At 67.5% G+C, this 10,778-nt stretch carries 7 protein-coding genes; 4 read left to right on the forward strand and 3 right to left on the reverse strand.

From position 1 onward, the window contains the following. Nucleotides 1–155 precede the first annotated feature (155 nt). The gene (locus V6V89_RS40055) at nt 156–2,147 is read right to left on the reverse strand and encodes a beta-galactosidase (RefSeq protein ID WP_334624928.1); all 1,992 of its coding nucleotides are present in this window, start codon (nt 2,145–2,147) and stop codon (nt 156–158) included. A 158-nt stretch (nt 2,148–2,305) separates the two neighbouring features. Between V6V89_RS40055 and V6V89_RS40060 the strand changes: the two genes are divergently transcribed. The 3 genes from V6V89_RS40060 to V6V89_RS40070 are packed head-to-tail and all read left to right on the forward strand — an operon-like array spanning nt 2,306 to nt 5,510. Then, a complete protein-coding gene (locus V6V89_RS40060) occupies nt 2,306–3,658 on the forward strand; it encodes an ABC transporter substrate-binding protein (protein WP_334624929.1) in 1,353 nt (450 codons plus the stop codon). Next, nucleotides 3,658–4,614: a carbohydrate ABC transporter permease gene (locus V6V89_RS40065; protein WP_334624930.1), complete on the forward strand. Its 957-nt coding sequence runs from the start codon at nt 3,658–3,660 to the stop codon at nt 4,612–4,614. Before V6V89_RS40060 ends, V6V89_RS40065 begins: the two co-directional genes overlap by 1 nt. Then, the gene (locus V6V89_RS40070; RefSeq protein WP_334624931.1) at nt 4,611–5,510 is read left to right on the forward strand and encodes a carbohydrate ABC transporter permease; all 900 of its coding nucleotides are present in this window, start codon (nt 4,611–4,613) and stop codon (nt 5,508–5,510) included. Before V6V89_RS40065 ends, V6V89_RS40070 begins: the two co-directional genes overlap by 4 nt. 519 nt (nt 5,511–6,029) lie before the next feature. On the opposite strand, the gene V6V89_RS40075 is transcribed toward V6V89_RS40070, so the two are convergent. Together V6V89_RS40075 and V6V89_RS40080 are read right to left on the reverse strand one after the other, a co-directional pair. Further along, nucleotides 6,030–7,592 carry an RICIN domain-containing protein gene (locus V6V89_RS40075; protein WP_334624933.1) on the reverse strand — a complete coding sequence of 521 codons (1,563 nt, stop codon included), beginning with the start codon at nt 7,590–7,592 and terminating at the stop codon, nt 6,030–6,032. Between the two features lie 49 nt (nt 7,593–7,641). After that, nucleotides 7,642–9,105, reverse strand: a complete 1,464-nt coding sequence (locus V6V89_RS40080) for a BNR repeat-containing protein (RefSeq protein WP_334624934.1) — start codon at nt 9,103–9,105, stop codon at nt 7,642–7,644. Nucleotides 9,106–9,566: 461 nt separating this feature from the next. Between V6V89_RS40080 and V6V89_RS40085 the strand changes: the two genes are divergently transcribed. Beyond that, a complete protein-coding gene (locus V6V89_RS40085; RefSeq protein WP_334624935.1) occupies nt 9,567–10,544 on the forward strand; it encodes a PaaX family transcriptional regulator in 978 nt (325 codons plus the stop codon). Nucleotides 10,545–10,778 lie beyond the last annotated feature (234 nt).

Here is a 10,778-nt window from a genome sequence, read left to right on the forward strand (position 1 = left end):
CCTCCCCATCACCACCACCCGAAACCCGCACCCCCGAAACGGGGTTATTCAGGAGCCTCCTAGCCGGGCTCACCATCGAATCCCCGGCATGATGTCGCCCCTTGCCGGTCGCCGGCCCGCCTGATCGTGGCCCGTGCGGCGGGAACCCCCGATCTTCAGGACGCAGCACGCAGCACGCGGACGTCACCGGCCGGCAGCGGTAGAACGCCGTGGCACGGCGCGCCGGTGAGCAACTCCTTGCCGGAGGCGGTCAGCTCCGCGTCGCGCTCGGTGTGATTGATCGCGATCAGGTAGCTGGCGGAGTCGCTGGCGCGGCGAACCAGCTCCACACCGTCCGGCACCCCGTCGCGGGGGACGAGGCCGGCGTCGGCCAGCACCGCGTCGAGGTCGCTGCCGCCCAGGCGGGTGGAGATGTACCAGGCGGTGCCGCGGCCCAGGCGGTGGCGGGTGACGGCGGGTTCGCCGGCGGCAGGGCCGTCCAGGTACCGCCGCACCGGCTCGGCCCCGGCGAGGACCACCCGCTCGGTCCAGACGTCCGCGGTCAGGTCGCCGTCGAGCCGCACGCAGGAACCGGCCCGCAGCGGCAGGAACTCCTCCACGGACAGGCCGAGCAGTTCGCGCAGCGCGCCGGGATGACCGCCCGGGTGTACCGTCTCGGTCTCGTCCACGATGCCGGAGAAGTAGGAGACCACCACCGTGCCGCCGTCGCGCACATAGCCGGCCAGGTTGGCCGCCGCCTGGGCGGACATCAGATACAGGCTCGGCACGAGCACCATCGGGTACGCGGACAGGTCACTGTCGGGGCGTACGAAGTCGACGGTGCGATGCGCCCGCCAGGCTCGTTCGTAGTAGGCGGACAGCCGTTCCAGGTAGCCGAGGTCGACGGACGGCCGCCACTCCAGTTCGAGGGCCCACCACGACTCCCAGTCCCAGACGATGCCGAGATCCGGTACCACCCGGGTGCCGACCAACTCGTCCAGATTGGACAGATCGGCGCCGAGCCGCACCACGTCGCGCCAGATCTGGGTACCGGTGCCGCCGTGCGGCAGCATCGCCGAGTGGAACTTCTCGGAGCCGAATCGGGATGCGCGCCATTGGAAGAACAGCGCGGAGTCGGCGCCGCGGGCGATGTGGGCGAGGCTGTTGCGGCGCATCTCGCCAGGGGTCTTGGCGATGTTGCGCGGCTGCCAGTTGACCGCGCTCGTGGAGTGCTCCATGAGCAGCCAGGGCCGGCCTCCCGCGACCGACCGGGTGAGGTCGGCGGCCATGGCCAGTTCGATGTGGTTGTCGGCGAGTTCGGCCTGCAGGTAGTGGTCGTTGGAGACGACGTCCACTTCGGCCGCCCACCGCCAGTAGTCCATCCATTTGCAGTTGGGCACCATGAAGTTGGTCGTGACCGGTACGCCGGGTGCTAGCTGATGCAGCGCGTCGCGCTCGGCCCGGAAGCAGGCTAAATACTCCTCCGAGGTGAAGCGGACGTAGTCGAGCTGCTGGGCCGGGTTGACGCCGGGCGGCGCGAGGCGGGGTGGGTGGATCTCCTCCCAGTCGCCGTACCGCTGGCCCCAGAACGTGGTGCCCCACGCCTCGTTGAGCGTGTCCAGGGTGCCGTACCGCTGGCGCAGCCACTCCCGGAACGCCGCCGCTGACGCCTCGCAGTAGCAGGGTGTGCTGGCCCAGCCGTACTCGTTGTGCACGTGCCACAGCGCGACGGCGGGGTGGTCGCCGTACCGGCGTGCCAGCTGGGTGGCGATACCGGTGGCGGCCTCCCGATACGCGCGTGAGCTGGGGCAGAACGCGTGCCGTGCGCCGCCGCCGAGCACGTGCCCTTCCCTGGTGACCTGGCGGGCGTCGGGGTGCCGCCGGAAGAACCACGCGGGTGGGGCGGCTGTCGGGGTGGCCAGGTCGACCGCGATGCCGGCGTCGTGCAGCAGCCCGACGACCCGGTCCAGCCAACCGAAGTCGAACTCGCCCGGTGCGGGCTCCATCAGCGCCCACGCGAAGATGCCGACGCTGACCAGGTTGACGCCTGCCTCGCGCATGAGCCGCACGTCTTCGTGCCAGACGGGCTCGGGCCACTGCTCGGGGGTGTAGTCCCCGCCGTACCCGATCTTGCCGAGGCGGGGTAGCGCGCGGGTGGCGTCGTTCATAGAAGCTCCTGGCTGTGAGCGCTCACAAAGATGTGCGCCATCATGACACAACAGTTGTCAGTAACGGCACCGCCGGTCATGCTCTTGACACACGCGCGAGGCTAGGCGAACACTGTGAGCGCTCACAAGATGCCACCGGTTAACCGAGGAGAGCTCGCATGCTCGATAGATATATCAGCCGCCGGCGCTTGCTGACCGGATCCGCTCTCGCCGCTGGCGGCGCTGTCGCCCTGCCGCTGCTCAGCGCCTGCGACGCCAGCTCGAGCGACTCGTCCGGCGACGGAAAGACCGTGACGCTGACCGTCATGTACAAGTCCAATGAGTTGACCAAGGAGCACATCGCCGACTTCGAGGCGAAGACCCCGGGTGTGAAGGTCAACTTCGTTGAGTTCGACGAAACGCGGCTCAACGCCATGCTCGCCTCCAATGAGCCGCCCGACCTGGTCCGCGCGCCGGCGGTCGGCAGCTCCAGCGGAAACGCGCAGGGCCTGGCCACCGACCTCGATCCGTACCTGGACAAGAGCACCGTCCTGAAAAAGGACGACCTGCTCCCAGTGAATGACGGCTTCCGCTGGGACGGCAAGCGGAGCGGCCAAGGTCCGTACTACGGGATCGTCAAGGACTGGAGCCAGGACGCGACGCTCTGGTACAACCGGGCGCTGTTCGAGCAGGCGAAGGTCCCGCCGCTGAGCACGACCGACCCGGTCTCGTACGACGAGCTGCTGGGGATCGCGAAGCAGCTGACCAAGAAGAGCGGCGGCAAGAGCCAGGTCTACGGCCTCGGCGTGGAGTGGGCTTGGGGGCTGTCAGCACCGATCCACATGATGATCCTCCAGCAGGGTGGCCAGGTCTACAACACCGACCTGACCGAGACCGACATGACCACTCCGGAGGCCAGGCGCGCCATCCAGTGGTATGTCGACTTCGCGCAGGCGGGCGTCGGGCCGACCTCGCTGGACCCGGCCCCGGACGGCGCCGACCTGTCGCTGTTCTTGGCCAAGCGGATGGCGATCACCCAGGACGGTTATTGGTACGGCGGCAACTTCGTCAAGGAGTCCGAGGAGATCAAGAACAGCGTGGCGATGGCGCCCGCGCCGGTCATGGGTGACAAGCGGATCAGCCCCACGTACGTCGGTTGGGGCGCGTACATCCCGGCCAAGGCCAGGAACAAGGACGAGGCGTGGAAGCTCATGGAGTACTTCATGGCCGGGCCGCCGTCCGAGGAGCGGGCCAAGAGCGGCTGGGGCCTGCCCGCCTTGAAGTCGCAGCTGCCGTTGCTGCCGCAGGAGCTGCCGTACCAGAAGCAGGCGTACCAGACCGCACAGGCCGAGCTGCAGCACGCCGGGCCGCTGCCGGACTCGCCGTACGTCTCGGGTGGGAGCTGGATCGACGTGCTCAACAAGCACATCACACGGGCGATCAAGAAGGAGACCACCGTGGACGGTGCGTGCAGGGACATCACCAACGAGGTGAACAAGCTGCTGAAGCAGGGTAAGGATCAGATCGGCTAGTGGCTGCCGTGGTAACGGAAAGGGCGGGACGGCGCGGTCGGCGGCGCTGGTCGCGGTACTCCAGCCGGACGTTCTACCTGTTCGTCTCGCCCTGGGTTCTGGGTTTCGTGCTGCTCACCGCAGTGCCGCTCGGCTACGCGCTGCTGGTCAGCTTCACCAACTTCAACGGCCGCAGCTCCCGCTGGCGCTGGGTTGGCGTGCGCAACTACACCGAGCTCGTCCGCGACGTGGATGCCATCGCCAGCCTGGTGCGCACGCTCGCGTTCACGGCCATCAGCGTGCCGCTCATGGTGGCCGGCGGGCTCGGCCTCGCCGTGCTGCTCAACCGCCGGCTGAAAGCAGTCGGCCTGTTCCGGACGATCTTCTTCCTTCCGTCGGTGGTCCCGGTGGTCGCCATGGCGATCATGTGGAAGCTGATCTTCAACCGCGACGCCGGCATCCTCAACGCCATCCTGGAGAAGATCAGCGTCGGGCCGATCGCGTGGCTGGTCGACCCGAACGCGTTCTACGCCCTGATCATCCTCACCCTGTGGGGCCTCGGCGGCGGGATGGTCATCATGCTGGCCGCGCTGCAGGGCGTGCCGGCTGAGCTGGAAGAAGCGGCGGTCGTCGACGGTGCCAACCGCTGGCACGTGTTTCGCCACGTCACCGTGCCGATGATCTCGCCGGTCATCTTCTTCCAGATCGTCACCGGCATCATCGCGTCCTTCCAGATCATCATCCAGCCGCTGCTCCTGGCCGAGAGCGGCCAGGTCGGCTCTGTGGCCCAGGTGCCGCAGAGCACCCACCTGTACATGGTGCAGGTCTATCAGGTGTTCTTCGCCAACAACCGGTACGGCTACGGCTCCGCCATGCTGTGGGTGTTCTTCCTGATCATCCTGGCCATCACGCTCGTGGTGCAGCGGTCCAGCCGGCTATGGGTGCACTACCAGGTCGACAGCGAGGCAGAACGATGACGGTTGTCCGTGACCCCGCACGTCCGGCGATCGTGCCGGCCCCACTGGTGCCGGCACGGCGACCTGTCGCCCGCCGCCGGGCCAACGCCGCCGGCACGTACGTGCTGCTGATGGGGCTCGCCGTGCTCTTCGCCGGGCCGTTCGCCTGGCTGCTGCTCGCCGCCCTGAAGACCAAGTCCGAATGGGTCGCGATCCCGCCGAAGATCCTTCCCGAGACGCCGCGGTGGGGAAACTTCACCCACGCGGTTACCGAGATCAACTTCGCGGCATACCTGGGGAACTCACTGTTCCTGTCGTTTCTCTACGCGGTGCTGGTGACCTTCTCCAGCGCGGCGGTCGGCTTCGGCTTCGCCCGGCTGCGCGGGCGCGGCAAGCGCCCGCTGTTCGTGCTGTTGCTGTCGACCATGATGCTGCCGCAGATCCTCACCCTGATCCCGACCTACGTGATTTTCGCTCGGGTCGGGCTCGTCAACACGTACTGGCCGTGGGTGCTGTGGGGTTTGGCCGCCTCGCCGTTCCTGGTGTTCCTGTTTCGCCAGTTCTTCGCCGCCATCCCCGCCGAACTGGAGGACGCGGCGATCATCGACGGCTGCGGCTACGGCAGGATCTTCCTGCAGATCTTCCTACCCTTGTCGCGGCCCGTGCTGCTGACCTCGTTCCTGCTGTCGTTCACCTGGATCTGGGGCGACTACATAGCCCCCGCGCTGCTGCTCGACCCCGACCACACCACGCTGTCGGTGGCGATCTCCGCTTTCTACCTCGACCCGCACGGCAACCCCGACGCGACCGTGCAGGCCGCCGCGGCCACGCTCTACGTGGTACCGGTCCTGGTGATCTTCCTGTTCGCCCAGCGCTACTTCATTCGGGGCGTCGTCAGTTCCGGCGTGAAGGGTTGATGGTCGTGACGCTGTAGCGGCGGCCGCGGTCAAGCGCCGCGGTGGCGGTATTTCGGCGAGTTGGGCGCCAGGGGCGGGCTACGGCTCGCCCCTGGCGCCCACCGGCGTTGCACCACAGCTTGCGGATGCTGGGGAACCCGGCCGGCCATCTTTGCCCGTGGTGCCGCCGACCGGGGGTGGAGGTCGGCCATGATCTGCGTCTCGGCGTCGCTGGTGTCCGACGGACAGCGGCGGGGGGCTTGGGGTAGAGGTAGACGCTGGCCAGCCTGCGACAAGGTAGAGAAATCCACGGCGGAGTCGTTGGGGTGAGGCGTGGTTTGGTCGCTGTCGTGTGGAGTCCCGGTGTGCCCCGCACGCCACCACGTCCCAGTCGCCGCGCCGCCGAACCCAACACCAGCCTGCGCTGCCGCTCGTCCCAACACCGCCCTGACCCTTTGGGTATCGATAGCGGCGGTGTCTTCCACGAACGGTTCACGCAGGCTGATGTCGGACCCGACGGCTCATTCTGTGCCGGTCAGATCAGCCCCACCGTTGGAGCAGCCGGTCGTACTCCGCCTGGGTGACGGGCAGCACCGTGCCGTGCCGGGGGCGGCCGGGCATCGTGTAGCTGGAGACCGCGGTCCACTGTCCGGAGTTCAGGTCGGTCGTCGTGAAGGGGATGTACCCGCGGCCGCCGTACTCGTCGATGAACATGTACCACCGCTCCTCGACGTTCGACTTGAACACCGTCGGTCCCTCGCCCTGGTTGATCGTCCCTCGGCCGATGCATTCAGCTACGAAGGAGTAGCCGCGGTTGAGGATGGTGGTGGACTTCTCTTCGAGGATGAATTTGCCGCATGCCGACTGTGAGCTGCTCCGCTCGTCTTTGGTGAGCCGGTAGTAGGTGCCGTTGTGCTTGGTGAGCGTCGAGTCGATGGTCGAGTAGCCCTTGTCGACCCACACCTGGGCCGCGCTGAAGGTGCGGAAGTCGCTTGTCGTGGCGTACAGCATTCGGTTGTAGGTGGTGGCGGTGTGGTTGGGGTCGTTGCTGGCGTAGAGCTTGGAGGCCCAGAACACGACGTACTGGCCGAGGCCCTCGTCGTAGTACGCCTCGGGCGCCCAGGTGTTGCCGGCCGTGTCGGGGGAGACCCGCTGCAGCCGTGGGGCGCTCCAGTTCACCAGGTCGGTGGATTCCCAGACCACGATGGACTTGCTGCCGGTGCGCTGTGCGGCGTCCCAGTTGCCGTTGCCGTAGATCCGCAGGTCGGTGGCGATCTGGTAGAACTTGTCGCCCTGCGGCGAGCGGATGATGAACGGGTCGCGCACGCCGCGGGTCCCGATGGTTGAGGTCAATACGGGTCGTCCACCGTTGAGCTGGCGCCATCGGGTCGGGTCGTTGCCCTGACTGAGAGCAAAGTAGACCTGCTCACCGGTGGAGGTGTTCTCGCCGGTGAAGTAGGTGAACAGATAGCCGGCGTACTTCTGGCCCGGACCCGATGTCGGACTCGAGCTTGGAGTCACGCTCGGAGTGGGTCCCGGGCCGACGCGGACCAGCTGCCACTGCTGGTTGGTCGAGCCGGCGTCGGTGTACTGGGAGATCCGGGCGCCATCAGCGGTGGACCGCTCCCACACATCCAGCGCCTTGCCGCTGTTGCGGTTGATCAGCTTGACGTAGCCGCTGTCGGTGTCGACGGCCTGGAAATGCTGGTTGGTTCCACCGTGGTCGGTCCACTGCACGATGTTCGCACCGTTCGCGGTCGACGCTTCCGCCACGTCGACCACTTTGCCGCTGTGCCGGGCCCGAATCTTGTAGTAGCCCGCTCCGGCGTCGACGAACTGGAACTGCTGGTTGGTTTGGTTGGTGCGGGTCCACTGTTGGACAGCCCCGCCGTCCGCGGTGGACTGACCAGCAATATTGATCAGTTTGCCGCTGTGCCGCGACACGATCTCGTAGTACGCCGACGTGTCGATCGTCGCCGCGTTTGCCCCGTGTGGCGCGAGCAGCACCGCCGCGCCAGCGACGGCCGCCACGCTGATCAGCGCCAGCGCGGCCGGGCGTCGGCGTTGGGGGCGGTCCCTGGTCGGGAGGAGGAAAGGTTTCACTGGTTTGCCCTCCATCGATGCGTCGTTGTGTTCACCGGCAAGGTCGACGTCACTCAAGCCTGAAGTCGACTACTCGAATCGGTGAGGGTGTGGTGCCGCTCGACCGGCGTTGGTAGAGGATGGACAGGACGCCTTCGGTGGCTACTCGGGACCGGTCTACGACTACCTCGCCGAAGGCGTTCAGACCGGCGCCGTCGAACTGTTGGGTCCAGTCGGTCCAGCCGCTGGCTTTGCTCGCCGAGACGATCCGGCCGAAGGGCAGCACCACGTACGCGTTGTCGGAGCGGTCCAGCACGATTTGGGAGCGGCCGAACGCGTTCAGGGCGACCGGTATCTCGATTTTGCGCCAAGTGCCTTGCGCGTTGCGGACCAGGTGGAACGCGCGGCCCGATGCGCGGCGCTGGCTGGTGAAGTTGGTGACGCACTGTCCGAACCGGCCGGGCACGTAGCTGATGATCACGTGTGGCTGGCCGGTGGAGTCGACGGTCTGGCTCTCCTGGTTGATCAGCGCGTGGTCGGCGTTGATCGGATCGACTACGTGGCCGGGGGAGGTCACCGACACGAGCGTGCCGCCGGTTGTGCCGACCTGTTGACCGGCGTTGTTGCGCCAGGTGCGGCCGCGGTCGTCGCTGTAGACGTAGCCGGTGTCGTGGTTGGAGAGCCCGCCCCTGTTGCACATGACGGCGGCGTTCTGCTCACGCCAGGTGAACGCGGCGTGCAGCCGGCCGTTCGGGCCGTAGGTGAGGCCATGAAGGTACATGTTGCGTCTGGTGCTGGTTGCGCCGTGCTGGTTCCAGTTGCCGGTCGCCGACGACCAGCGGCCGAGCGCGCGCCACGCGGACCCGTCGTATTCGGCCAGTTCGTTGGTGCCATTGCCGCTGCCGCCGGTGCGGTAGCTGAGCTGAAGGCGTTGGTCTGGGGTGATGGCGAACTGGGGGTAGGTGATGCTGCCCAGATCTAGGCCGTCGAGGGCGCGTTGCACGGCCCCGAAGCGGCTGGCGACCCAGGTGCGCGAGGCGGCGTCGGTGACCAGGCCGGCCTCGGACTTGACGTAGAAGATTCGGCTGTTGTGGGTGTCCATGGCCACGTGTAGCCGGCCGTCCGATGGAGACACGCCGAGCGAGATGACGTTGTGCGAGTCGTTGGTGGTCAGCGAGTGCGGCAGCTGCAGTGTTTGCCACGCGCCGCTGGGAAGCTGGCGGCGGGCGATGACCGGCCGGCGGTTCGTGCTGGTGTACCACGCGGCGTACTGGTGGCCGGCGTAGGTGAGGATGGCGTCCTGCTGGAAGGACGCGTTGTTGACGAGGCCGTCGTAGGACACGAAGTACAGCGCACGCGGGTCGAGCTCCGTGTCCGCCAACCGCGTCACCATTGGTGCCGCGGCCGCGCCAATCGCCGGCGCTGCCGTCTGGGCGCTGCTTGACGACACGACGGTGACCGGGATGGCCAACCCCACCGCGACGATGGACGCGGTGAGCCATCTTCGGATGTCACGCGTTCGAGATCCGATCATTGCCGCTCCTTCATCGAACTCGTTGCGACGGCCATGTCGTGACGGCCGGCAGACGCGCGGGGCTGGCTGGCTTGCCGCCTGGCAATGTCGGTCGGCGTGTCGAGAAGCCGAGGCGCCGGCCGGCACGTGCAGCCACCGTGGACCGTCGTCCTCGCTTCCCTAGACGTGCCAGATAGTGTTATCGCCGGGCGGCTGCATGTCAATCGATGTAGCTCGACGTCTTTCGCAGGCGTCCCTGCGCGCCGTCGCTGCACAGGCGGCCCGACGCGCCGCCCGGTACCCACGCGGAGTCAGGTACGCCTGGACGTCATTCATGGTGTTGGCGCCCCGAACGCCGCTCAGCCCGGCGCACGTTACTGGAGTGTCCTGGGGCTGGTGGAGAGGGCCGCGGTTCCCGGTATCGCCGGTTACAGTCGGTATCACCTTCCACCTTCCACCTCCACCGGCATCGGGAGCGCACCGTGGTACGCCCGTTCGATATCGACGAGGTCTTCCCCGAAGTCTTCCCCGAGGTCGTCGCTGGACCGCCGCGGCGGCGGCGCCGGCAGTCGGCCAGCTCGGCCCAGGGCTTGGCGGTGACGCTCATCGCCGACTACACGGTCCATACCCGGGCCTGGTTGCCCTCGGGGGCGATCGTGGCCCTGTTGGGCGAGTTCGGCGTGACCAGCGGCGCCGCCCGAACGTCCATCAGCAGGCTGACGCGCCGGGGGGTCTTGGAGGGCAGTCGGCAGGGACGATTCAGCTCGTACCGCCTGACGGAGGACGCCGCGACGGATCTGTCGAACGGTGGCACCGCGATCGCCGCCGTCGGCGCGGACTCCGACGCATGGGATGGGTTGTGGACGGTCGTCGTCTTCTCTATGCCGGAGCAGGAGAGCACGCGACGGCGGGCGCTGCGGGAACACCTCCGATGGAACGGTTACGCGGCGTTGTACGACGGGGTGTGGATCTCGCCCGATCCCTTGCCGCTGAAAGGACGGGCGGAGTTGGCGGCCGCGGCCCTTGGCGCGGTGACGGTGTTCCGTGCGCAGCACCTGGAGTTGCAGGCGGAGGCTGATCGCAATCCGGTTGAGGCATGGGATGTGCCGGGCATCGCGAAGGAGTACGAGACCTTCATCGATCAGTGGAGCCCGCTGCTGCCGCGGATCGCCGCCGGTGAGGTGACCGGTGCCTCGGCGGTTCGGACCCGCACAGAGGTGATGGACGTCTACCGCCGCTTCCCGGTACTCGACCCGATGCTGCCCGTTGCCCTCATGCCGCCCAACTGGCCACGCAGACGTGCCCGGGAGGTATTCGTCGGGATCTACGACGGTCTCCTCGAACCGGCGCAGGACCATGTGCGCGCCGTGGTGGCCGGCGTCACCGATGAACCCTGCCCCGACATCCGGGCGCACACTGTCGCGCACATGGCCTCAGGGGTTCGGCGCGACTCCACCTGAGCCGTCCACAATCGACACGCGGGCGCATTCGGGTTGTGGAATCTGCCGGCGATCGTCTTCCGCGGACGCCATGACGCGGTCGGCGATATCACCTTGGTGTCCCGGTCCGCACACTGGCTGTCGCTCGCGTGTGGCCGGTCGGCCGTCGCCCCGTGAGCGCTCCCAGTGTCTGGCGGTATCAGACCATGTCCCGGCCGAACAACTGACGGTCAATCGATAGCCGTCGAGACTCGA

Origin of the sequence: Micromonospora sp. CPCC 206061 (assembly GCF_036906915.1) — a bacterium.
In the GTDB taxonomy this organism is placed as follows: Bacteria; Actinomycetota; Actinomycetes; order Mycobacteriales; family Micromonosporaceae; genus Phytohabitans.

Bases quoted from the DNA above. Each gene is read 5' to 3' on its own strand.
- V6V89_RS40055 (WP_334624928.1), bottom strand. From the start codon at position 2,147: ATGAACGACGCCACCCGCGCGCTACCCCGCCTCGGCAAGATCGGGTAC.
- V6V89_RS40060 (WP_334624929.1), top strand. From the start codon at position 2,306: ATGCTCGATAGATATATCAGCCGCCGGCGCTTGCTGACCGGATCCGCT.
- V6V89_RS40070 (WP_334624931.1), top strand. From the start codon at position 4,611: ATGACGGTTGTCCGTGACCCCGCACGTCCGGCGATCGTGCCGGCCCCA.
- V6V89_RS40080 (WP_334624934.1), bottom strand. From the start codon at position 9,105: ATGATCGGATCTCGAACGCGTGACATCCGAAGATGGCTCACCGCGTCC.